The 23,392-nt window shown below is 37.2% G+C and carries 20 protein-coding genes; 7 read left to right on the top strand and 13 right to left on the bottom strand.

From position 1 onward, the window contains the following. Positions 1-18: 18 nt before the first annotated feature. The 4 genes from A9G23_RS01480 to A9G23_RS01465 all read left to right on the top strand — a co-directional run bounded on the left by A9G23_RS01480 (position 19) and on the right by A9G23_RS01465 (position 5,546). Positions 19-1,254 carry an NRAMP family divalent metal transporter gene (locus A9G23_RS01480; protein ID WP_141670002.1) on the top strand — a complete coding sequence of 412 codons (1,236 nt, stop codon included), beginning with the start codon at positions 19-21 and terminating at the stop codon, positions 1,252-1,254. Between the two features lie 14 nt (positions 1,255-1,268). Then, positions 1,269-2,045, top strand: a complete 777-nt coding sequence (locus A9G23_RS01475; RefSeq protein WP_065586025.1) for a LamB/YcsF family protein — start codon at positions 1,269-1,271, stop codon at positions 2,043-2,045. 161 nt (positions 2,046-2,206) lie between these two features. Further along, on the top strand, positions 2,207-3,805 hold the full coding sequence (locus A9G23_RS01470) for a 5-oxoprolinase/urea amidolyase family protein (RefSeq protein WP_065585941.1): 1,599 nt from the start codon (positions 2,207-2,209) through the stop codon (positions 3,803-3,805). Further along, the gene (locus tag A9G23_RS01465; protein WP_065585940.1) at positions 3,798-5,546 is read left to right on the top strand and encodes an acetyl/propionyl/methylcrotonyl-CoA carboxylase subunit alpha; all 1,749 of its coding nucleotides are present in this window, start codon (positions 3,798-3,800) and stop codon (positions 5,544-5,546) included. Before A9G23_RS01470 ends, A9G23_RS01465 begins: the two co-directional genes overlap by 8 nt. Before the next feature lie 275 nt (positions 5,547-5,821). Here A9G23_RS01465 and ruvC read toward each other — a convergent pair whose 3' ends face one another. The 7 genes from ruvC to A9G23_RS11795 form a co-directional block, all read right to left on the bottom strand. Further along, entirely contained in the window at positions 5,822-6,310 is a 489-nt protein-coding gene (gene ruvC / locus A9G23_RS01460) for a crossover junction endodeoxyribonuclease RuvC (RefSeq protein ID WP_065585939.1), read from the bottom strand. Further along, complete coding sequence (locus A9G23_RS01455; RefSeq protein ID WP_065585938.1) at positions 6,310-7,053, bottom strand: YebC/PmpR family DNA-binding transcriptional regulator; 744 nt, start codon at positions 7,051-7,053, stop codon at positions 6,310-6,312. Before A9G23_RS01455 ends, ruvC begins: the two co-directional genes overlap by 1 nt. A 183-nt stretch (positions 7,054-7,236) precedes the next feature. Further along, positions 7,237-7,533 (bottom strand): DNA-binding transcriptional regulator Fis, encoded by a 297-nt coding sequence (gene fis, locus A9G23_RS01450; RefSeq protein WP_034883623.1) that lies wholly within the window; start codon positions 7,531-7,533, stop codon positions 7,237-7,239. A gap of 7 nt (positions 7,534-7,540) precedes the next feature. Next, positions 7,541-8,548, bottom strand: a complete 1,008-nt coding sequence (gene dusB, locus A9G23_RS01445; protein ID WP_065585937.1) for a tRNA dihydrouridine synthase DusB — start codon at positions 8,546-8,548, stop codon at positions 7,541-7,543. Between the two features lie 36 nt (positions 8,549-8,584). After that, positions 8,585-9,451: a 50S ribosomal protein L11 methyltransferase gene (gene prmA / locus A9G23_RS01440; protein WP_065585936.1), complete on the bottom strand. Its 867-nt coding sequence runs from the start codon at positions 9,449-9,451 to the stop codon at positions 8,585-8,587. Then, on the bottom strand, positions 9,426-10,877 hold the full coding sequence (gene panF, locus A9G23_RS01435) for a sodium/pantothenate symporter (RefSeq protein ID WP_065585935.1): 1,452 nt from the start codon (positions 10,875-10,877) through the stop codon (positions 9,426-9,428). Before panF ends, prmA begins: the two co-directional genes overlap by 26 nt. A gap of 7 nt (positions 10,878-10,884) precedes the next feature. After that, a complete protein-coding gene (locus A9G23_RS11795) occupies positions 10,885-11,121 on the bottom strand; it encodes a YhdT family protein (RefSeq protein WP_065585934.1) in 237 nt (78 codons plus the stop codon). Positions 11,122-11,294: 173 nt separating this feature from the next. Between A9G23_RS11795 and ilvC the strand changes: the two genes are divergently transcribed. Together ilvC and A9G23_RS01420 are read left to right on the top strand one after the other, a co-directional pair. Next, positions 11,295-12,773 (top strand): ketol-acid reductoisomerase, encoded by a 1,479-nt coding sequence (gene ilvC / locus A9G23_RS01425; protein ID WP_065585933.1) that lies wholly within the window; start codon positions 11,295-11,297, stop codon positions 12,771-12,773. A 320-nt stretch (positions 12,774-13,093) separates the two neighbouring features. After that, positions 13,094-13,666, top strand: coding sequence for a cell division protein ZapC (locus A9G23_RS01420; protein ID WP_218058776.1), 573 nt, complete (start codon positions 13,094-13,096; stop codon positions 13,664-13,666). Here A9G23_RS01420 and A9G23_RS01415 read toward each other — a convergent pair. Next, positions 13,656-14,759, bottom strand: a complete 1,104-nt coding sequence (locus A9G23_RS01415) for a YcbX family protein (protein WP_065585932.1) — start codon at positions 14,757-14,759, stop codon at positions 13,656-13,658. The genes A9G23_RS01420 and A9G23_RS01415 overlap by 11 nt on opposite strands. A gap of 128 nt (positions 14,760-14,887) precedes the next feature. Continuing rightward, positions 14,888-15,373, bottom strand: a complete 486-nt coding sequence (gene greB, locus A9G23_RS01410) for a transcription elongation factor GreB (protein ID WP_065585931.1) — start codon at positions 15,371-15,373, stop codon at positions 14,888-14,890. A 44-nt stretch (positions 15,374-15,417) separates the two neighbouring features. Here greB and A9G23_RS01405 point away from each other — a divergent pair, with 44 nt between their 5' ends. After that, positions 15,418-17,727, top strand: coding sequence for a Tex family protein (locus A9G23_RS01405; protein WP_065585930.1), 2,310 nt, complete (start codon positions 15,418-15,420; stop codon positions 17,725-17,727). A 109-nt stretch (positions 17,728-17,836) separates the two neighbouring features. Here A9G23_RS01405 and A9G23_RS01400 read toward each other — a convergent pair whose 3' ends face one another. The 4 genes from A9G23_RS01400 to A9G23_RS01385 are packed head-to-tail and all read right to left on the bottom strand — an operon-like array spanning position 17,837 to position 23,256. After that, positions 17,837-18,703, bottom strand: coding sequence for a YjjW family glycine radical enzyme activase (locus A9G23_RS01400; protein WP_065585929.1), 867 nt, complete (start codon positions 18,701-18,703; stop codon positions 17,837-17,839). Then, complete coding sequence (locus tag A9G23_RS01395) at positions 18,678-20,225, bottom strand: YjjI family glycine radical enzyme (protein ID WP_442899754.1); 1,548 nt, start codon at positions 20,223-20,225, stop codon at positions 18,678-18,680. Before A9G23_RS01395 ends, A9G23_RS01400 begins: the two co-directional genes overlap by 26 nt. Positions 20,226-20,239: 14 nt before the next feature. Further along, positions 20,240-21,925, bottom strand: coding sequence for a bifunctional UDP-sugar hydrolase/5'-nucleotidase UshA (gene ushA, locus A9G23_RS01390; protein WP_065585927.1), 1,686 nt, complete (start codon positions 21,923-21,925; stop codon positions 20,240-20,242). Positions 21,926-21,954: 29 nt separating this feature from the next. Then, entirely contained in the window at positions 21,955-23,256 is a 1,302-nt protein-coding gene (locus A9G23_RS01385) for a pyrimidine-nucleoside phosphorylase (RefSeq protein ID WP_065585926.1), read from the bottom strand. Positions 23,257-23,392 lie beyond the last annotated feature (136 nt).

Genomic DNA, 23,392 nt, shown 5'->3' with positions numbered 1-23,392 from the left:
TTAAGAGGAAACATGCATATGGAAAATAATAGCGGTAGCACCGTTGCTTTTGTTAAAAATCGGCGTGCTTCATTAATCAGTGCCATTTTTTTAATGGCGACTTCGGCAATTGGTCCGGGCTTTATTACCCAAACAGCCACTTTTACTGTCACCCTTGGTACGGCTTTTGGCTTTGGTATTTTAGCCTCTATTATTATTGATTTTGTTGTTCAGCAAAATATTTGGCGAATTGTTGCGTTAACCAAAATGAATTCTTCAGATATTGCTAATGCGACGATTCCATTTAGTGGCTATATACTTGCAGTGCTGATTATATTTGGTGGATTGGTGTTTAATATTGGTAATATAGCCGGTGCTGGTTTAGGTTTAAACGCACTTGTTGGGCTTGATCCTAAATGGGGCGGGGCAATTAGTGCACTCTTAGCGGTTTATATCTTTTCATCCCGTAAAGCCAGTCATTTTATTGATCGTTTAATGATTGGTTTTGGTTTGCTCATGATTATTTTGACCTTATTTGTGGTATTTGCTTCTCAACCACCTGTTGGGCAAGCTTTAAGGGAAACGGTTTTTCCAAGCAGTGTTGATTTTGCCTCTATTACGACTATTGTTGGGGGAACGGTTGGGGGGTATATCTCTTACGCTGGTGCTCACCGATTACTTGATAAAGGTATGGTTGGTGCTCAGCATATTGATTATGTTTCCGGTGCTGCAACCAAAGGAATAATGGTTGTGGGTTTGATGCGTTACATCTTATTTCTAGCCATTTTAGGTGTGGTTGCAAGTGGTGTAACAATTGACATTTCAAGTTATGCAGCCAATCCGGCATCGCAAGCCTTTCAGGCCGCTTTAGGTAAATTGGGGTTACGTATTTTTGGTTTGATTTTATGGGCGGCTGCGATAACTAGTATTATTGGTGCAGCTTATACTTCAATGACTTTTATTACCCCTTTTAAGCGGGCAATTACAGACAAACAACGCCAGTTTTCCACTATTGTTTTTATTGCTGTTTCGCTAGCTATTTATTTAATCATGGGAACCGCACCTGTATCATTATTAGTTTTTGCGGGCGGTTTTAATGGTTTAGTTTTACCGCTTGGTTTAACTATTTTTGTCTATATTGGTTGGCGACGTGCTGATCTTATGTCTGGATATCACTATCCAAGATGGTTATTGCTGTCAGGTGTAGTTGTGTGTGCAATTACTTGGTATATGGGCATAATGTCGGTTGCTACTATTTTTAACTATTTAAAATAGAGGACAATATGACAATCACTAAATGTATTGATTTAAACAGTGACCTTGGCGAGAGTTTTGGTCAATGGCAGATGGGAAATGATGAGGCAATGCTAAAAGTTGTTAGCAGTGCCAATATTGCTTGCGGATTCCATGCAGGATCGCCAGCGGGTATTTTAAAGACATTAAAAGCGGCCAAAGCTAATCATGTCGAAGTCGGTGCTCATGTCGGTTATCCTGATTTAGTTGGTTTTGGCCGTCGTAATATGGATATAGCCGCCGATGAATTAACCGCAGATGTGATTTATCAAATTGGTGCACTCAAAGGGTTAGCCGCTTCAATTGGTGCTAAGGTGAGTTATGTTAAACCTCATGGTGCCTTATATAACACAATTGCGCATGATAAGCGTCAGGCAATGGCAGTGATTGATGCACTTTGTTCGATTGATTCAACACTGATTTTAGTTGCGCTTGCGGGCTCAAAACTCATTGAGTGGGCTAAAGAAAACGGCTTACGTGTGGTTGCCGAGGCTTTTGCTGATAGGGCATATCATGTCGATGGTACGTTAGTGTCTCGTAAAGAAGCCGGCGCTGTGTTGCACGATCCCGATCTAGTTGCAGACCGTATGCTACAGTTAGTGAGTGATGGTGGTGTAACTTCTATAGACGGGCAGTTTGTCGATATTGAGGCAGGATCAATTTGTGTTCATGGCGATAGTGCTGGTGCCTTAGCAATGGCGCAAAAAGTTCGTGAAAAATTACAACAAAATGGCATTAATATTGTCTCATTTGCTAAGGTAAATAATCATTAGATTAGTTAAATTTTGGAAACTTAATTAAGTTAACGAAAAAATAGAACTATGATTAGACACGAATTTGTTAAGCCGGCAATAAATTTAGTCTCAAATATGACACAACGCTATAAAATAGTTATAGTTAGGGATTGGATATTTACCATATATAGAGGTGCTTAATGCGATTTTTACCCGTTAATGTTGATGCGTTTATTGTTGAATTAACAGCTCTTGAGCAAACAATGGCGCTTACCAATGCACTGCAAAGTGTATTTATGCATTGGCATATAGAAGAGATAATCCCCGCAGCGCGCACTATATTGATTCGTTATAATCCCATTGCGACGAATGCTAATACGCTCATTAAGCATATTGCTAAATTGGATATTTCAGCAAGTATTATGCAATCTGGTGAATTGGTGATAATACCTGTGCATTATAATGGCGAGGATTTAGCCCAAGTGGCTGAATATCTAGGTATAACTGTTGCTGAAGTTATTGCAAGACACACCAATAATGAATATCAAGTGGCTTTTTGTGGCTTTGCGCCTGGCTTTGCTTATATGGTATCTAAAAATGCTCAGCTTAATGTACCGCGTCGTCAATCACCACGAGTTCGTATTCCAGCTGGTTCAGTTGCTTTAGCAGGCGAGTTTAGTAGTATTTATCCTCAAGCAAGTCCTGGCGGTTGGCAACTTATTGGTATAACTGATACCGCTGTATGGGATTTAAATCGCGATCAACCTGCACTATTGAAACCCGGTAGCCGAGTTAATTTTGTTGATGCTAGCAAATCCACTAAAAAGTGTCATTTGCCTACCGCTAAAAAAGTCGATAGCAACAGCAATCAACAACAGGATATCAAAATATTAGCAACAGGATTACAAACACTTTTACAAGACGCAGGGCGCATTGGTCAGGCGGCATTAGGTATTTCTGAATCTGGAGCGATGGATAAAGGGGCATTACATAGTGGTAACCGCATTGTGGGCAATCCAATTAATGAAGCCGTATTAGAAATAACGCAAGGTGGTTTTAAAGCGCAGGTAAATTGTGGTATGTTGGTCGCTGTCACAGGGGCTGAGTGTGATATACACATTACAACATCAGATGGTGAAAAGTATAATGTTGCCATGTATCAGCCGATTCAATTGGAAAAAGGCGATATGATTAGCTTGGGAAGCGTAAAATGTGGTGTGCGTAGCTATTTCGCTGTGCGTGGTGGTTTTCAAGTGTCACCTGTTTTAACCAGTTGCTCTTTTGATACACTCGCCCAAGTCGGACCATCGCCACTTAAAATTGGTCAAACGCTAGCTATTAAGAAAATTCAAACCTTAAATGCGGTGTCGTTAACCGAAACACCAATGATACGCTATCCGACTTGTAATGATGTTATTGTACTCGATATTGTGCTTGGGCCGCGTACTGATTGGTTTACAAAGCAAGCAGTAGAATTACTTTCTTCTCAACTATGGCAGGTGACACCTGCTTCTAATCGCATTGGTTTGCGTTTGTCTGGTGACATGCCTTTAAGCCGTGACAAAGGGCAAGAATTACCCAGTGAAGGCACCTGCATTGGAGCAATACAAATTCCAGCGAATGGGCAACCGGTACTATTTTTGAATGATCACCCTTTAACAGGGGGCTACCCTGTTATCGGGGCTGTGTGTACATACCATTTAGATTTGGCCGGTCAAATTCCAGTCAATGCCAAAATAAAATTTAATCCTATAGGGATGTTTAAAGAATTTGAAGGGAGTGATATTGATCATGTCTGAAAATAATCAAAAAATAACTCACAAAGTATTGATCGCTAACCGAGGCGAGATTGCAGTACGTATTATACGTGCTTGTCGTGATATGGGCTTTTTGTCTATTGCAATTTATGCCGATGCGGATATTGATGCACTTCATGTACAAATGGCTGATGAAGCTTATGGATTATCAGGCAACTTTCCGAGTGAAACTTATCTTGATATTGATAAAATCATTGCTATAGCCAAAAAATCAGGCGCTACAATGGTGCACCCAGGTTATGGTTTTTTATCAGAACGTGTTGAATTTGCTAAAGCAGTGCAAAATGCTGGTTTAATATGGATTGGGCCAAATCCAGAAACGATCGAAATATTAGGCGATAAAGTCAGAGCCAGACAACTTGCATTGCAAGTTGGCGCGCCTTTAGTTGCTGGAACTAAACAACCAGTGCAAGATGTTAAAGAAGTCGTTGAATTTGCGCACGCTCATGGTTTACCGATAGCGATTAAAGCGGCATTCGGTGGCGGCGGTCGGGGATTAAAGGTGGCTTGGCAAATGGAAGAAGTTGAAGAACTTTATCATTCTGCTGTACGCGAAGCGACTACTGCTTTTGGTCGTGGTGAATGTTTTTTAGAACAATTTTTACATAATCCTCGGCATATTGAAGCACAAATCATTGCAGACACATTAGGTCATGTTGTTGTGGTTGGAACTCGTGACTGTTCACTGCAACGTCGTAACCAAAAATTAATTGAAGAATCACCAGCACCGTTTTTAACCGAACCATTAGAGCAACAAATTATTCAAGCTTCGATTGATATTTGTGTTAAAGCAAATTATGTCGGCGTGGGTACGGTTGAATTTTTGCTTAGTCAGGATGGCAAGTTATCCTTCCTTGAAGTAAACACAAGATTGCAAGTTGAACACCCAGTTACAGAAGAAACAACGGGTGTCGATCTTGTTATCGAGCAACTGCGCATTGCCCAAGGTTTACCGCTTAGCATTAACCAAACGCCTAAACCACGAGGTCACGCCATTGAGTTTCGTATTAATGCTGAGGATGTAGCTAATGGCTTTTTACCCGTAGCTGGTACAATTACGCGGTTTGATGCACCATCGGGGCCGGGAGTACGTTTAGATAGTGGGGTGGTAACGGGTTCAACGATCCCTGCAATGTTTGATTCACTCATAGCAAAACTGATTATTGTTGGAAATAATCGTGAACAGGCCATTGCAAGGGCCCGTCGTGCTTTAGCGGAGTTTTCGATTGAAGGGGTGGCAAGTGTATTACCATTTGCACGTGCAGTTATTGAACATCCTGATTTTTGTGATGATTTTAAAGTGCATACGCGTTGGATCGAAACTGAATTGGCTGCAACAATAGCACCAACTAAAAGGCAAATACCACCAAAAGAAGCAACGCTGACTCACACATTTATCGAGATTGACGGTAAACGTTGTAAACTGGGGTTACCTGTACAACTATTTTCTTCGTTATCTTTGCAAACGGATACTAATCTAGATACATCTTCTTCCATGAAAGAAGCGCTTTCCGATTTGATTGTCCAATCACCAGTTTCGGGTAGCCTTTTTAAATGGGTAGTTAATGATAATCAAAGCGTAAACAAAGGGGATGTGATTGCTATAATGGAAGCGATGAAAATGGAAGTACAAGTTATCGCACATCGAAATGGTGTTTTAAAACAAACGCTCAAAGTGGGGAACTATGTTTATGCGGGAGATATCGTTGCAGAAATTAATTAGTAATGAATATAGTATTAATAACATGACGCTAATTGAGTATAAAAACACTAAAACACGCAGCGTAATTTTCTAAGTGGATGTTGTCATCACAATGAGGTATTTAAAGGTAAACAATATTTTAATAAGATATTGAGATATTTTAGTCTCTTAACATCGTATATTTTATTTTTATTGAAATTATTATAACAGATGTCTATACCAATCTTTTTTATCAAAATGCTAATAATCTATATAAACAAAAAAACTCTCAGTTTTGAAAATTTGATTTTATAATTTTACTTATGAGTTTGTATTGAATGTTGACTTATATGAGCATGGGTTATCGCAATAGCTAAAGCATCTGCAGCATCAGCTTGTGGGCTGGCTGGTAACTTTAATAATAATTTGATCATATGTTGTACTTGTTTTTTGTCAGCAGCGCCTGTTCCTACTACACTCTGCTTAACTAAACGAGCTGCATATTCAAAAACAGTTAGATTATTATTTACAGCTGCGACAATTGCAGCGCCTCTTGCTTGACCTAGCTTTAACGCAGAGTCGGCATTACGTGCCATAAAGACTTTCTCAATAGCAAACATATCGGGTTGGAATTGTAAAATAATTTCACTAACGCCAGCATATATGCGTTTTAAACGGGTAGGTAAATCATCAACAGCAGTACGAATGCATCCACTACCAAGGTAGGTGAGTTGACGTCCCGTTTGATGGATTACGCCGTAACCCGTCAAACGAGAACCTGGATCGATGCCAAGAATAATGGCCATTAGAGCGCGGCTGCAACCTCATCAGAAACTTCACCATTATGATAAACTTCTTGGACATCATCACAATCTTCAAGCATATCAATTAAGCGTAATAATTTTGGTGCAGATTCAATATCAAGATCAACTTTTGTTGCTGGAATCATTGATACTTCAGCTGCTTCGGCAACTAGTCCAGCTGCATCAAGTGCATCTTTTACTTCACCAAATGATTCAGGTGTCGTAAATACATCAATTGCACCGTCATCATAAGTCACAACGTCATCCGCACCCGCTTCAAGCGCTGCATCCATAACCTGATCTTCATTAGTTCCACTCGGATATGAAATAACCCCTTTTTTGGTGAATAAATATGAAACTGAGCCATCAGTACCTAAGTTACCACCCGATTTAGTAAAGGCGTGACGCACTTCTGATACCGTACGGTTGCGGTTATCGCTTAGACATTCAACCATTACAGCGGTACCAGCTGGTCCATAGCCTTCATAAATGATCGTTTCCATATTGCTGTCATCTTCACCTCCAACACCGCGGGCAACAGCTCGATTCATGGTATCGCGAGTCATATTATTAGATAATGCTTTGTCCATTGCAGCACGTAATCGAGGATTTGACGCTGGATCGCCGCCACCTAATTTTGCTGCTGTTACTAGTTCACGAATAATTTTAGTAAAGATTTTACCGCGTTTCGCATCTTGTGCTGCTTTGCGGTGTTTCGTATTGGCCCATTTACTATGACCTGCCATAAAATTCTCCAGATAATAATTTAAAAATCGCTGTATTTTAGCAAACTTTTACTTAAAATTCATTATCAATATGCTTATTCATTTTGCATGATTAATTCTATGAACTTTTTTATTTATCAGTAAAAAAGCGCCCTACATGAAGGCGCTTTTTTGTCATATTATAAATTCTTAAATAATAGACAATTAACTCATTCCGTATTGTTTTAATTTTTTGCGTAATGTGCCGCGGTTGATACCAAGCATATTTGCTGCTCGAGTTTGATTGCCACGTGTATATTGCATAACCATATCAAGGAATGGGTGTTCAACTTCAGCTAACACTAATTCATATAGATCTGTAGGATCTTCACCATTTAATTGTGATAAATAGTTTTTTAAAGCTTGCTTAACTGAATCTCGCAAAGGCTTTTGTGTTATTTGGTCTTGAGAGTTTACAGTTGTAAATTTAAGTGCTGCAGCTGTAACGCGTTGTTCTGACATAGTATTTTTAACTCTTTGGGTTGTTTCTAATTTGACTAAAAAATGCTTTTAGAGTGTTTACTTGCTCACTTGTATTGCTAAGTACACTAAATAAGCGCCTGAATTGATCGCTGTCAGCATAATTCTTGGTGTACCAATTTACATGCTTTCTGGCAATCCTTAATCCTTTGTATTCTCCATAAAATTGATAAAGCTCATCAAGATGTGACAATACAACTTGTTCTACTTCATCAATAGTTTTATTATTTTGTAACTGTCCATGTGTTAAATAGAATGCAATTTCTTCAAATATCCAAGGTCGCCCCTGTGCCGCTCGGCCGATCATTATAGCATCAGCCTGCGTATATTGAAAAACATCTTTTGCCTGTTCAGGTGTACAAATATCTCCATTAGCAATTACAGGAATCGTAACGTTTTCTTTAACTGCTTTAATGGAATCATATTCAGCCACACCGTTGAATAAGCAAGCACGTGTTCTTCCATGAATAGTAATTGCCTTTATGCCACAATCCTGTGCAATTTGTGCGATTTCTATGCAATTTCTATGATCTTTATTCCATCCAGTCCGCGTTTTTAATGTTACCGGAACATCGACTGCACCGACAACTTTCTGCAAAATTTTTTTAATAAGTTCTGGATACTGCATTAAAGCAGATCCTGCCAATTTTTTATTGACCTTTTTAGCTGGGCATCCCATATTGATATCAATCAATTGAGCGCCATGCTTGACATTAAATTCGGCAGCTCTCGCCATTTCGTCGGGATCAGAACCAACGATTTGCACTGCACGAACACCAATATCCTCGCTTGCGATCATTCGCAAAGCTGATTTATCGGTATGCCAAACATCCGAATTTGCTAAAAACATTTCTGAAACTGTCATACCAGCCCCAAATCGATGACACAAATTACGAAATGGTTTATCGCTGATTCCAGCCATTGGCGCAGCAATTAAATTATTTTTTAATTTAATCTCACCAATGCTAAGCAAATTAAGGCCGGCTATATTACGCATTTTTTCTCTAACTTAAAAGGGGGTAACGTTATTTTTTTACTTTTTTTTACCAGTGATACGGCACCACTCATCCTGTTCAGCAACGGGATCTAATTCAAATTGAGGTTGATAAGCCATGCAAACGCTTGATGATTGAGTTGCTAAAATACCTGACAATCCTAGTTTACCTTGGGTTTTTACTAATTTACTTATATGTGGCTCAAGTTCTTTTAATGGACCAGCTAAAATATTAGCAACAAGGATATCTGCTTGTAAATTATTGGGAATATCTTTTGATAAATAAAGTTCTAGTTTTTGGCTGACATCATTACGCAGCGCATTGTCACGGCTAGCTTGAATAGCTTGAGGATCGATATCAATACCAATTACGCGCTTTGCACCTAATTTAAGTGCTGCAATTGCCAAAATGCCAGACCCACAACCATAATCAATAACTAATTTATCTTTAAGATCTAAACTATCTAGCCAAGTTAAGCATAACGCAGTAGTGGGATGAGTACCGGTGCCAAATGCTAAACCAGGATCTAACATGACATTGACAGCGTTAGCATCGGGCACATCGCGCCAACTTGGGCATATCCAAAGCCGTTTACCAAATTGCATAGGATGAAAGTTATCCATCCATTCACGTTCCCAGTCTTTATCTTCTAATTGTTCAATCTTATAAGAATATTGTTCAAGATTTAATATTGCTTTTAATTCATCGATATCTGTTTGAGCATCATATAGACCAATTACATCAGTATTACCCCAGAGTTTAGTTTCTCCCGGTAATGGTTCGAAAACAGGATTATCATAAGTATCTTGAAACGTGACTGATGCCGCGCCAGATTCTTCTAATCGTTCGCTAATTTGTTCGGCAAGATCGTTAGTTGTATTAATTCTGAGTTGTATCCAAGGCATAGTTTTTTCCTGTATTACCAAACATATTGGCGATAATAAATACTACCAATCCAATAATTAAGGATGGGATAATTGGATGAAAAGCATAAAGCTTTATATTGTAAACAGCTAATAAAATATAGCTTATTGCACCAGCAAACATAGAACATAAAGCACCTGTTGAATTGGCTTTTTTCCAATAAAGTCCAAGCACTAATGGCCATAAAAATACGGCTTCAAGTCCACCAAATGCAAGCAAATTTAACCATATAATCATATTTGGTGGATTCCTAGCCGCAAAAATAAGTAATCCGCCAAAAATAAAGGTGATGATAACAGATTTGCGCGTTAACATTTTATCACTATAGTTTTTGTTATGTTTCATACTTAAAAATAGGTCTTTAATAATCACTGATGAAACTTGTAATAACTGGGCGTTAATTGTCGACATAATAGCTGCAAGTGGTGCAGCCAAAAAGATGCCAGCGGCTAATGGTGGCATAATGTTAATTATTAAGGTAGGAACGATTTGATCTGGAACAGTTAAATCGCTAATAATAGCTCTACCTAGTGCGCCAGATAGATGCATGGTTAACATAATGATTGTGACAACAATCGTACCAATAATAATACCTTTATGTACGGCTTTACTGTCTTTGTACGCCATGCAACGAACCGCTGTATGAGGTAAACCAACTACGGCAAAACAGACAAGAACCCAAAATGAAGCCATAAATGGAAAGTCCATAAAATTGTCAGGACCTTGTGGTGTGAGTAGTGCAGGGTCAATTTCATTCAAACGGTGAATAATTGCTGTTATACCGCCACCAGCATAAATAATAGCTGTTAATAGTAAGATGGCACCAATGATCATTACTAGGCCTTGGAAGGCATCATTTAAAATACTCGCTCTAAACCCACCAAAAGCGGTATAGATAACGGTACCAATACCAAAAATTAATAATCCGATATCATAAGAAATACCAACAGATGATTCCAATAATCGTGCGCCACCGACAAACTGTACTGTCATCGCGCCAATAAAAGCAACAACTAATGCGATACTTGCAAACCAAACTATGGTTTTACTTTTATAGTGTGCATAAAGCATATCACTTAAGGTTATTGCATTATATTTGCGTGCTAAAATGGCAAATTTTTTACCTAAAATACCAAGCGAAAGTAGCACAGTTGGGACTTGGATCATCGACAATAACACCCAACCAAGACCAAATTTATAAGCAGCGCCAGGTCCACCAATGAATGAGCTAGCACTTATATAAGTTGCAGCTAGTGTCATGGCGAGTAAAAATCCCCCCATGGTTCGATTACCAATAAAGTAATCAGTAAATTGATTTACCTTTTTGCGTTTCACATAAGCATAAATTGATAACGCAAACACAAAAATAAGATAGATGACAAGCGGTACAATAATATCTAAATGCATTTTTTAATCACTTAGTTTGTTCTAATGAGATATTTCGGAATTGAAATTTTACAACCAAGCAGCAAAGTAATATAAAACCTAAAGGTACCATGATGCAAGATAATTCAAACCACAATGGAAGTCCTAAAAATCCTAGTTTATCGTTAACATAGTAAGCACAAAAAATCCATCCGAGAAGATAAATAAAAGTTAATAATAACGAAAGTTTAGCTTCTTTATTTGCTTGCTTATATCGAGCATCCATATTGATTGATTGGTGAATTGAGGGTGGCTTAGATTAAAAGAAAGTACTGAACTTAGCAAGTATGTTGCAATTTATGCAACATTGTGTTGTTAATATATCAATTTTAGCAACATTAAAAGTACTATATAGTGGTTAATATTCGATTATGAATAACTCAACTCTTGGAGAGAATAATGTCAAACTACTTTAATACACTCAATTTACGTGAAAAATTAGAACAATTAGGCCAATGCCGTTTTATGGCTCGTGATGAGTTTGCATCAGAAGCGAACTTTTTAAAAGGTAAAAAAATTGTCATTGTTGGTTGTGGAGCTCAAGGTCTTAACCAAGGTCTTAATATGCGTGATTCAGGTTTAGATATATCTTATACATTACGTAAAGATGCCATTGCCGAAAAACGTGCCTCTTGGAAAAAAGCAACTGAAAACGGTTTTAAAGTAGGGAGTTACGAAGAATTAATTCCAACTGCGGATCTTGTTATTAACTTGACGCCTGATAAGCAACATTCAGCCGTTGTGCAAGCCGTCCTACCATTAATGAAACAAGGCGCAGCACTGGGTTACTCTCACGGTTTTAATATTGTTGAAGTAGGCGAAAAGATTCGTTCTGATATCACTGTTGTTATGGTTGCACCTAAATGCCCAGGGACTGAAGTGCGTGAAGAGTATAAACGTGGATTTGGCGTACCGACACTGATCGCAGTTCATCCAGAAAACGATCCAAAAGGTGAAGGGTTAGCGATCGCCAAAGCATGGGCTGCGGCAACTGGTGGACATCGTGCTGGTGTTTTACAATCGTCATTTGTTGCCGAAGTTAAGTCTGATTTAATGGGTGAACAAACCATTCTTTGTGGTATGTTACAAACTGGATCGTTACTTTGTTTTGATAAACTGGTTGCTGATGGTGTCGATCCTGCTTATGCTTGTAAATTACTCCAGTTCGGTTGGGAAACAATCACTGAAGCATTAAAACAAGGAGGTATTACCTTAATGATGGATCGTTTATCAAATCCAGCTAAATTAAGAGCAAATGCCTTAGCAAAAGAATTGAAAGTGATTATGACGGATCTTTATCGTAAACATATGGATGATATTATATCTGGTGAGTTCTCATCAACCATGATGAAAGACTGGGCAAATGATGATGTTAACCTACTTAAATGGCGCAAGGAAACTGGTGAAACCGCATTTGAAAAAGCGGCTGAATATCAAGGTAAAATTGACGAACAAGCTTATTTTGATCAAGGCGTAGTGATGATTGCAATGGTAAAAGCTGGTGTTGAACTTGCGTTCGAAACTATGCTTGAATCTGGTATTTTAGCTGAATCAGCTTATTATGAATCATTACATGAATTACCACTTATTGCTAATACCATTGCGCGTAAACGTTTATATGAAATGAATGTGGTAATTTCTGACACAGCTGAATATGGTAACTATCTATTTGCTAATGCCGCTGTACCACTATTAAGAGAAAAATTTATGCCAATGTTGCAATCAGGCGATCTTGGTAAAGCGATCCCTGAAGGTAGTGTTGATAATGCACTATTACGCGATGTGAACGAAGAAATTCGCAATCATCCAATTGAAATAATTGGTCGCAAACTACGTAGTTATATGACAGATATGAAACGTATTAATGTTGCAAGTTAATTAATGATGATTTCATAAAATAACAAGGTGCTGAAAAGCACCTTTTATATTTAAAATCTATAGCTAAACTTTATCGTAAAAAACTTTCAGGAAATCAAATGTTTTAGTATAAAAATAAATTAATCTAAAGGGATATAAATTCATTAAAATAGATATAAATATGATTGAGTTTAGTTTATTTCGATTTTTTTCTTATATCTTTAAAGTTTTTAAAAATTATATAATTAAATGATTTTTGCTTTAACTTTTTATTTATTTTTTAACTAAGTTATGTTATCTTCTTGAATTAATTTAATTCACTTGACGAGGATAACATATCAATGAAAATGGCTTTTCGACCAACTGATTGTTGGCGTTGGTATTTTGACAGTGAATACGATAGTTTAATGCTTGAAGTTTCATCTGAAATGTTATTCCGTTCTTGTTATCCAAGTAAAATGTTAATCCCTGATGTTTTTGGAGAATTTCCATTTTCTGTTAGTGATGCAACGTCTTATTACCTATTTCGTGATAGTTGTCAGTTACTTAATTTGAGTGATTCACAAAAAATTGAACTATCCATTAATGCAATTGTGGCAGCTAAATTTTTAAAACCTCAAATGCCCAAAAGCTGGTATTTTTCTCAGCAGCCAATGCTACATACACCTAAAGTAGCCGATATTGTTGAGGTAAGTTTGCAAGATGGTGGTCAAAAGGTTTGTTTGATGGTTGTTGAAGCGGGTGAAAATGCATCGCTTTGTATTATTGCGCAACCTTCGTTTATTGCTATGAATAAAACGTTTGTGTTTTCTGAAGCAATTAAAGTGATGAATGATAGATTAATGCCCGTAAAGAAAAACTTAACTGAACAAAAGCTAGTGTTAGATAATTTAGGATTTAAAGCTATTTCTTAAGTAATCCAATTGTAATATCTCCCTTAGGTATACAGCTACAAGCTAAAATTTTATTATGACGTTTAATCGCAGATTGTGTTAATGCACTGACTTCACCTTGTTTTAATTCAACCAAACAACGCCCACAAACACCTGCACGACAAGAATAAGGTAAAGCTATTTTATGCTGTTCTAGCTGCTCTAAGATAGTTTGCTTATTATTAACTTTAATCGTTTTATCTTCAAAAGTGATTGTGCAAAGTTGTGCTTCACTTTTTATTTTCGGTGGAAAGGCCTTAATATAGTTTTTGGCTATTTGCCTTTCCATGATTTTTACTTTATCGTGAATCGAAATAGTTCCATGATTCCGAGCAATCATATTTACACCAAAATCGATTTGACCTTGCTCATCGGCTCTAAAATATCGTAACGTTTTAAGCGGTTCATTATTAGCTAATGGTTCTGCCGAATTGACATCAATTGTTGTTAGTACACAGCGAGTGCAAGGTTTAACAATATCAAAAATCACCTCACCAACTTTGATTGTTTTCCAACCATCTTCAGCAAAAGGCAGTGCACCTTGTATAATAATATTACCGCGAAATTGCCTAATATCCAGCTTTTCTGGGCATTGATGTTGTAAATATTCAAATGAAGCCTTGTTTAATAATAAATAGGGATAACCATCAGCAAAACTAACAGGTACTTCAGGATAGCGTTTTGTTCGACGGGTTAATGGTTGACCGACCCATCGCAACTGTACATCTTTGTGCAGAATTTGACTAAAAAATTGGTTTACTCTTATAGGGGCAATATGTGAAGTAAAATAGTTTCCCCAAACTTCGGTTGGTGCATTGGATAATGAAAATTCATCAAAATTAAATTTTATCGTTTCTGTTAAAGATCGGGATACAAATACTTGATTTTTTATTACTGAAGTTTTTAGCTTTAAAAGCTCAGGATATTGCCTTGCGGTAATAAACGTGCCATCGGGTTCACTAATCATCAAAATGCGATCATACTCAAAGCCTCCATCAATGGTATTTGCCTTTTTAAGGGGTACTCCTTGCATCGATTTGATTGGATAGATATAGAGCTGATCAATAGAAATCATAATATATTAAATTAATTATAAATAGGTTGGCATAATTATATACTGAATGCCAACCTATTTGTAGGCAACAGGCGTCTGAAGTTAATTTAAAAAAAGAATGAGTATATATTTGTTGTTAAACACACGACTTAAGGCATCAACTCTTTATAGCTAATCTCTAGAATATAATAAAAAATTTTGCCATTTGGGGTGATAACGGTTATTTCATCATCAACTTTATGACCTATTAGTGCTCTTGCTACAGGGCTGTTAATTGAGATCCAATTTTTTTTAGGATCAAACTCATCAGCTCCCACAATGCGATAAACATATAGATTTCCATTTTCATCTTCTAATTTTACCCATGCACCAAAAAATACTTTGCCTTCTTGTCTAGGGTCTGGTTCAACAATTGTTAGTGTTTCTAATCGTTTGGTTAGAAAGCGAACTCGTCTATCGATTTCTCTTAACCTTCGTTTGCCATAGATGTATTCGGCATTTTCACTGCGATCACCAAGTGCAGCTGCATCCGATACCGTTTGGGTAACTTTAGGTCTTTCTTCTTTCCATAAATATTTTAGTTCACGATCGAGTGCTAAATAGCCCTCTCTTGTTATATAATTAGCTTTTTGCATGTTGAAGATAAATTCTGTTAATTGACAAAATATTCAGAGATACCATGATAAATAATCAAATTAGCCATATTATAGCTGGGGAACTCAGTGTAAAACCAGAACAAATTTTAGCTGCGATTCAATTATTGGACGAAGGTAGCACTGTTCCATTTATTGCTCGATATCGAAAAGAGGTAACGGGTGGGCTTGATGATACCCAATTACGTACTCTTGATAGCCGTTTAAGCTATTTACGTGAACTTGAAGATCGCAAGAAAACGATTCTAAAGTCCATAGAAGATCAAGGTAAACTCACGCCAGAATTAAGCAAAAGTATTACACAAACACTCAGTAAAACCGAACTTGAAGATCTCTACCTACCTTACAAGCCCAAACGTCGTACTCGCGGACAAATTGCCATTGAAGCAGGTCTTGAACCATTGGCAAATGACTTATGGCAAAATCCAATGCTTGCTCCGGAAATCGAAGCCGAAAAGTATATCAATTCAGACCAAGGCATTGCTGATACTAAATCAGCACTAGATGGCGCGCGTTATATTTTAATGGAAAGATTTGCTGAAGATGCGGCATTACTGGCAAAAATACGTCATTATCTTTGGAATAATGCTCATTTAGTTTCGCAAGTGGTGAGTGGTAAAGAAGAAGAAGGCGCAAAATTCCGAGACTATTTTGCGCAAAGTGAACTTATTTCTAAAGTTCCATCTCATCGTGCATTAGCGATGTTCCGAGGACGAAATGAAGGTTTTTTACAACTCTCGTTAAATGCCGATCCACAATTTGAAGAAACACCAAAAGAAAGTTATTGTGAACAAATCATCACTGAATATTTAGATGTTCATTTTAATGATCAGCCAGCAGATAAATGGCGTAAAGCCGTTATTAATTGGACATGGCGCATCAAAATTCTAATGCACATGGAAACCGAATTAATGACAACATTACGTGAACGCGCCGAAGAAGAGGCGATCAACGTATTTGCTGCCAATTTGCATGATATGTTAATGGCTGCTCCAGCTGGTATGAAAGTGACCATGGGGATGGATCCAGGATTACGTACAGGCGTCAAAATTGCTGTTGTTGATGCAACCGGTAAATTAGTTGCGACCGAAACGATTTATCCGCATACAGGTCAAGCGGATAAAGCAGCCATGATAGTGGCATCGCTTTGTATTAAATACCAAGTCGAATTAGTGGCTATCGGTAATGGTACGGCATCGAGAGAAACAGAGCGTTTTTATCTCGACGTTCAAAAAAAATACCCAGAAGTTAAAGGTCAAAAAGTTATTGTCAGCGAGGCAGGGGCGTCAGTGTATTCAGCTTCTGAACTTGCAGCACAAGAGTTCCCCGATCTTGATGTATCGATCCGTGGTGCGGTATCAATTGCAAGACGATTACAAGATCCCTTGGCAGAGCTTGTTAAAATTGATCCTAAATCAATCGGTGTTGGTCAATATCAGCATGATGTAAGCCAAACTCAGTTAGCTAAAAAACTTGATACGGTTGTTGAAGATGGTGTAAATGCCGTTGGCGTTAATTTGAATACCGCCTCAATGATGCTACTTGCACGTATTGCCGGACTTAATAAAGTGATTGCCCAAAATATTATTGATTGGCGTAATGAAAATGGACAATTTACCGATCGTAAGCAGTTATTAAAAGTTTCGCGTTTAGGTCCTAAAGCCTTTGAACAATGTGCTGGCTTTTTAAGAATTATGGATGGTAAAAATCCGCTTGATGCATCTGCTGTCCACCCAGAAGCTTATCCTGTTGTAGAGCGAATATTAGAAAAAAATCACAAAACTTTAAAAGAAATCTTAGGCGATACAAACTATTTAAAATCACTTAACGCAGTCGATTATATTGATGACCATTTTGGTGTACCAACAGTCACAGATATTATTAAAGAGCTCGACAAGCCAGGCCGTGATCCAAGACCTGAATTTAAAACTGCTCAATTTGCTGATGATATCGAAACCATGACAGATCTAAAAGTTGGCATGGTTATGGAAGGCGCAGTAACCAATGTAACCAACTTTGGCGCTTTTGTGGATATTGGTGTTCACCAAGATGGTTTAGTGCATATTTCGGCACTGTCAGATAAGTTTGTTGATGATCCAAGAACAGTAGTAAAAGCGGGTGATATTGTGAAAGTTAAAGTAATAGCTGTCGATATCCCACGCAAACGTATAGCTTTAACTATGCGTCTTGATGATCCAACATCATTAACTAAGCAAGACAATAATCGATCCTATAAGATTCGAACGCAAACTAGCAAACAAAATAGCCATAGTGCAACACTTGGAAATAGCGCAATGGGTAATGCATTTGTCGCAGCATTTAAAAAAGGCAAATAGCAATAAGTTGAATCCATTAAAATTAAAAAAAGGGGGAACAATGTTTCCCTTTTTAATTAGTTTATTTTCATACTGTTTTTTATTGTTATTATTTGCTGACGGTAAAAAATTATAAATATACAGTGGGCAAAGTAATCTGTTTGAATCCACTTTGTTTTAATTGCTGGGCAAAAAGCTCGATTTGTTGTTTACTGGCAGACTGCCATGTTTTAGCAATGCCATGTACGCCATGGTTATGAAATGCATTAATTCTTATTCGAATATTGGGATCTAAATCAATTAAGAATTTGGCAATATTTTCTGCGTTGTCTTGTAGATCGGTGTGTTCAGGAATAATTAAAAATCTCACTTCATATAATTTGTTAATTTTTACAAGGTATTTAATTGTTTCTTTTACGCGCAGATTGTCTCGCCCCGTTAGACTTTTATGGACATCATTATCCCAAGCTTTGAGATCAATCATCGCACCATCCATAATGTTTTCTACTTTTTGCCACCCAGTTTTGGCTAAGTAACCATTGCTATCAATAAAACAGGTAAGGTGTTTTAAATCATTGGTTTGTTTGATAGCACTAAATAGTTTTTCAATAAAGGGTAACTGCATTGTTGCTTCTCCACCACTGAGCGTAATACCATTTAAAAATGGTAGATATTTTCGAATGGTGATTAAAAGATCATCGACACTATATTTGTAAGTCATTGGTGTTGAATGATGTACGCAAGTATTAATACAAGTATCACATTGTTGGCAAACTGAAGTTTGCCATATAACTTTATGGTTGGTAAAGCTTAATGCTTTATGCGGGCAAGACTTTACACAATTCCCGCACTCCTTACATAAAGATATAGTGTAAGGATTATGGCAATTTAAACATTTAAAATTACATCCTTGTAAAAAAATGACAAACCGATTCCCAGGTCCATCAACACAAGAAAAGGGTAACAGTTTATTAACGATTGCCCATGAATTGTTCATGACTAATGACTCGTGGTGTACGACATAAATAGCTATTATTTTCTTTGTCGTCGGCAGCTTCTGCTCCTAAAGGGGTTGTATTAATACGAGAACCTTCTTGTTTGTATTTGGCAATATCAGAAAGCCTAACCATATAACCAGTTACTCGTACCAAATCATTACCACTGATATTGGCGGTAAATTCTCGGAAACCAAATTTAAAGGCCGCTTTACAAATTTGCAATAATGCGGACGGATTATCTTTAATGGTTTCGTCAAGAGTCAAAATATCACTAATGCCTGATGTATAATAATGATGATGTTTAAACAATGCCATAATATGGGTAACAGGATCGGGCTCATGACCATAAGGAATTCGTAATCCAGGAGTTGCACCTCTGTCCGAACTAATGCCTGATTGGGCATGTAACATAGCTTTTCCTTTCCAAGCATATTTAATTTCATGACTATCAACAAATTCGGCTAGTTGTTTAGAGATCGTATTAGCCAGTTCATTAGCATCCTCATTTTTACCATAGCGTCCTGCAAAACCTGATTTTTCTTGCAAAATATTTACGGCTTCAGCCATCGCATAGATACCAAACATAGGCGCAAATCGATTAACTTCAATGATCCCTTCGTTAATTAAAAAGCTATTGCTAAAAAAGTTGGATCTTTCAAAAAGAAACGCTGATCTTTCTTTAATTAAATTCAATTGTAATTGACAGTAGTAAGGAAGGACATTTTGTAAAAAATCATCAATATTTTTACTACGTAATGCCACTTCTTTTAAATTGATTCTTGATAATGTGCTACCACCGCCCGCAATTGGTAGTGAATTATAACAACTTACTACACCATAGCCTTTGTCATCAAAATCTTTCTTGATCATCATATTATTGGCAATATGTGGTTTTGCAGTATCACAAATATTGTCAATAACCGTTAATAATAATGATTCTGGTGTGATGTTTTCATCATAGATAAAGGTTAAGTTTGGTGCGACTTGTTTTAACTCTTTATCCACGCGCAAGATTACACGACTGATAATATTATCGGTTGGTCCTATATTGGCATGCATAAAGGCATCGGGTAAATTTCGATCTAGCATTATCCAAAAATGTTTTAATCGCTGATAAAGCTGATCTTCTGTAAGACTGCCAACGTAAGGAAGTAATATTTGATCTAAACAGCCCAAATAAACTGGCATACCCGTTACTGAAGGCACATGATGATAAGCAATGGTGAGCATATTTAATGCATCATCAAAAGTTTTGGCTGGGTCAAGTTCAAGCCATTTTGAGCCTTGTTTTAAGAATTTAGTATAATCGGGTAGCACATAACGTGGTTTATACGGTGCGTGACCCTCATACATATCACAAATAACACGTTCATTTAAGGCTTGTTGGGTTTCACTATCTAGATCTACATAAGGCAGATTATTTTCCGCAGCAAGCGCAAGCAAGTTAGATTTTTGTTTTGGTGACAAGTTGGTATCTGTCACAATATTGTAACAATTTTGTTGAAATTCGGTCATGCTCATAATTGCCTCAATACTTATTTATCAGTAATAAATTGTGTTGGTTCATAATCAGATGCGTTAATTGGAGAATTTTCCTCAAAATATTGTTTTACAACATCAGCATCTCGATAACCAGTATCCACATATGTTGGTGATGTATTAGTTATTGGATAACCGTCACCACCTGCTGCTAAAAAGTCAAGTGTGGCAATGCGATATGATTTTTGTAAATCAATAGGTGTATTATTAATTTTTACCTCTGCGATATTATCGCCAGATCGTATTAAGATGACATTTTTCAAATGGGGAAATCCACCCGAACCTTGTTTTTTATTGAGTACCACTTTAAGGTAATCGATTAATTCGCTACCTGTTAATTCAAAATAAACAACACTATTGCCAAAAGGCTCAACTTTTAGAATATCGCGATAAGTAATATTACCTTCAATTAACGAATCGCGAATCATGCCTCCAGACATAATACCAATATCCGCATTGGTTTTTTCAATAAAAGCGCTGAGTAACAACTGCCCCATATTACTCTGTTGATATCTTACAACACCGCGATCACCTTCAAGTCGACCGGTTAATTCACCAATTTTAACTAGTAATTGTTGTTTGCCTTGTTCTTGATAAGGTTTTAAATTTTCCAGTAAATTTTTATCTTGTATAATCTCTTTAGTGTAATATTCAAGGCGTTTTGTGCCGTTACCATTATCCACTTCTTTTTTTAGATTGATTGGAATTAATTGGTAATTTTGCAAAGTTATTTTGCCATTTAAAAAGACAAAATCAGCGCGCCCAACATATTTCCCCCATTCGTGAGCTTGTACAATCCATGTGCCGTTTTGTTGATCGGGTGCGCAGGGAGTGCCTGGTACATATTCGGTAATGCGTTTATTCGGGCTAGCCATACAAACGGGATTTTGCGAATGACCACCGACAATCATATCTAATTCGCCTCTTTGTAAGCTTCTGGCTAATTCAACATCCCCTGGTGCCATAGATCCATGTTCGCCATTTTCGTAATGACCCATATGTGTTACGGCAATCATCATGTCTGGACGTTCAGTTTTTTTTATATGGGCAATAATTTTTTGTGCTTCGGGTAAGGTTTTTCGAAACTCAACTTCATCGGTATTTTTAGGTGAAGCTAAAAAAATGGTATCATCAGTAGTTAATCCAAATACCGCTACTTTGATACCATTTAAATCAAATATTTTGTAAGCATCAAAAACACGATTCTCTGTGCCTTTAAAGTAAGTATTAGCAGATAAAAATGGAAAATTGGCCCATTTTTGTTGTTCACGAATAACAGTTAAAGGATGATCAAATTCATGATTACCTACCGCCATCGCATCGTACCCAACTTCATTCATACCTAAAAAATCGGGTTTGGCTTGAAGTACATCAGATTCAGGAACACCAGTATTAATATCACCACCAGACAGAAGCAACAATTTTCCTCCTTTAGCCGCTACTTCCTTTCTTATTTCATCGACAACTGTTTTTTGTGCAGCAAGACCATATTCACCAATATCATTTTGCCAAAAACGACCATGATGGTCGTTAGTGTGTAAAATAGTAAATTGATAAGGCTTGTTTTTTTCCCAACTCGACGTTGTTGAAGGTTTAGTTGAAATAGCCGCTATAGCGTTAACTGAAAATATCCCCAAAACTACAATCAGTGATATTTTTTTATTCAAATTTGAATGATACATGGTGTCTCCTAAATCCTTATTGCCAATGATTACTCCGTAATCACTTTATAAATTAATTGTGTTTCATTTGCACAATCACTAACAATAATATTGTCATACAATTTTTGCTTTATCGTATCAAGCTTATCGGTATTGGCATGAATTGTTAACAACGCTTCACCTTCGGCAACTTTATCGCCCACTTTTTTATGTAATATGATTCCAACAGCGGGATCGATGATATCTTCTTTGGTTGCGCGTCCTGCACCTAGTTGCATTGCAGCGATCCCGATTTGATCTGCGATAATTTTTGATACATAACCTGATTTTAGTGCTGGTAGGGCAATTTGGTAAGGTGCACTAGCTAATTTTTCAGGATGATCAACCATTGAACTATCACCGCCTTGTGCTTCAATTAAGGTTTTGAACTTCTCGATAGCTTTGCCGTTTTTAATGACTTCTTGAAGTTTTGCTCTGGCTTCTTCTAATGTTTTTGCTTTATTGGCAAGCACAACCATTTGGCTACCTAATGTTAAAACCAATTCAGTTAAATCAGTAGGACCATGACCTCGTAAAGTATCAATGGCTTCTTTTATTTCAAGTGCATTACCAATTGCAAAACCAAGTGGTTGTGACATATCTGAAATGATTGCCATGGTTCTGCGGCCAATTTGGTTGCCAATATTCACCATTTCGTGGGCTAATTTTTCTGAATCAGCCATATTTTTCATTAGTGCGCCATCGCCTGTTTTGACATCAAGCACAATAGCATCAGCGCCTGCCGCTAATTTTTTACTCATGATTGAGCTAGCAATTAGCGGAATAGAGTTAACAGTGCCTGTGACATCGCGTAATGAGTAGAGTTTTTTATCTGCTGGTGTTAAGTTGCCCGATTGACCGATTACCGCCAGACCTTTTGTATTAACTTGATTAATAAAATCTTGTTTACTTAATTCAATTTTAAATCCTGGGATAGACTCAAATTTATCAGTGGTACCACCTGTATGCCCAAGTCCACGACCTGACATTTTAGCTACTGGCACATCTAAGGCTGCAACTAAAGGAGCAAGAACTAAGGTTGTTGTATCGCCCACACCACCAGTTGAGTGTTTATCAACTTTAATGCCTTGAATTGATGATAGATCAACGGTATCGCCCGAATACATCATTGCACTGGTTAAATCTGCACACTCTTTTGATGTCATACCTTGATAATAAATGGCCATTAATAAAGCACTAACTTGATAATCGGGGATGGTGCCATTAGTATAGTTGGTGATAAAAAATTGGATTTCATCTGTGGTCAATGCATTGCCATCACGTTTTTTTTCAATAATATCTACAAATCTCATAACGATTCTCTCTTAAAATCAATAAATCAAGTTAGTGTATTGCTCTGTTCATACCAAGTATGATTGTTTAGTTTTTGTCGAAAATAGTCGACTAAAAATTGGATACTATAAATAAATCTCAAATTATATTTACCAT

Source organism: Gilliamella sp. App4-10 (assembly GCF_001690495.1).
Lineage (GTDB): Bacteria > Pseudomonadota > Gammaproteobacteria > Enterobacterales > Orbaceae > Gilliamella > Gilliamella apicola_G.
Note: the sequence above shows the minus strand (reverse complement) of the source record. Positions and strands in the feature narration are given on the sequence as shown.

What these genes read in the sequence shown, in the direction of transcription:
- A9G23_RS01455 (WP_065585938.1), bottom strand. Translation starts at nt 7,053, where the DNA reads ATGGCAGGTCATAGTAAATGGGCCAATACGAAACACCGCAAAGCAGCA.
- A9G23_RS01465 (WP_065585940.1), top strand. Translation starts at nt 3,798, where the DNA reads ATGTCTGAAAATAATCAAAAAATAACTCACAAAGTATTGATCGCTAAC.
- A9G23_RS01385 (WP_065585926.1), bottom strand. Translation starts at nt 23,256, where the DNA reads ATGAGATTTGTAGATATTATTGAAAAAAAACGTGATGGCAATGCATTG.
- A9G23_RS01415 (WP_065585932.1), bottom strand. Translation starts at nt 14,759, where the DNA reads ATGATTTCTATTGATCAGCTCTATATCTATCCAATCAAATCGATGCAA.
- A9G23_RS01480 (WP_141670002.1), top strand. Translation starts at nt 19, where the DNA reads ATGGAAAATAATAGCGGTAGCACCGTTGCTTTTGTTAAAAATCGGCGT.
- A9G23_RS01470 (WP_065585941.1), top strand. Translation starts at nt 2,207, where the DNA reads ATGCGATTTTTACCCGTTAATGTTGATGCGTTTATTGTTGAATTAACA.
- ruvC (WP_065585939.1), bottom strand. Translation starts at nt 6,310, where the DNA reads ATGGCCATTATTCTTGGCATCGATCCAGGTTCTCGTTTGACGGGTTAC.
- fis (WP_034883623.1), bottom strand. Translation starts at nt 7,533, where the DNA reads ATGTCAGAACAACGCGTTACAGCTGCAGCACTTAAATTTACAACTGTA.
- A9G23_RS11795 (WP_065585934.1), bottom strand. Translation starts at nt 11,121, where the DNA reads ATGGATGCTCGATATAAGCAAGCAAATAAAGAAGCTAAACTTTCGTTA.
- A9G23_RS01395 (WP_442899754.1), bottom strand. Translation starts at nt 20,225, where the DNA reads ATGAGCATGACCGAATTTCAACAAAATTGTTACAATATTGTGACAGAT.
- greB (WP_065585931.1), bottom strand. Translation starts at nt 15,373, where the DNA reads ATGCAAAAAGCTAATTATATAACAAGAGAGGGCTATTTAGCACTCGAT.
- A9G23_RS01405 (WP_065585930.1), top strand. Translation starts at nt 15,418, where the DNA reads ATGATAAATAATCAAATTAGCCATATTATAGCTGGGGAACTCAGTGTA.
- dusB (WP_065585937.1), bottom strand. Translation starts at nt 8,548, where the DNA reads ATGCGTAATATAGCCGGCCTTAATTTGCTTAGCATTGGTGAGATTAAA.
- panF (WP_065585935.1), bottom strand. Translation starts at nt 10,877, where the DNA reads ATGCATTTAGATATTATTGTACCGCTTGTCATCTATCTTATTTTTGTG.
- prmA (WP_065585936.1), bottom strand. Translation starts at nt 9,451, where the DNA reads ATGCCTTGGATACAACTCAGAATTAATACAACTAACGATCTTGCCGAA.
- A9G23_RS01400 (WP_065585929.1), bottom strand. Translation starts at nt 18,703, where the DNA reads ATGAACAATTCATGGGCAATCGTTAATAAACTGTTACCCTTTTCTTGT.
- ushA (WP_065585927.1), bottom strand. Translation starts at nt 21,925, where the DNA reads ATGTATCATTCAAATTTGAATAAAAAAATATCACTGATTGTAGTTTTG.
- ilvC (WP_065585933.1), top strand. Translation starts at nt 11,295, where the DNA reads ATGTCAAACTACTTTAATACACTCAATTTACGTGAAAAATTAGAACAA.
- A9G23_RS01420 (WP_218058776.1), top strand. Translation starts at nt 13,094, where the DNA reads ATGAAAATGGCTTTTCGACCAACTGATTGTTGGCGTTGGTATTTTGAC.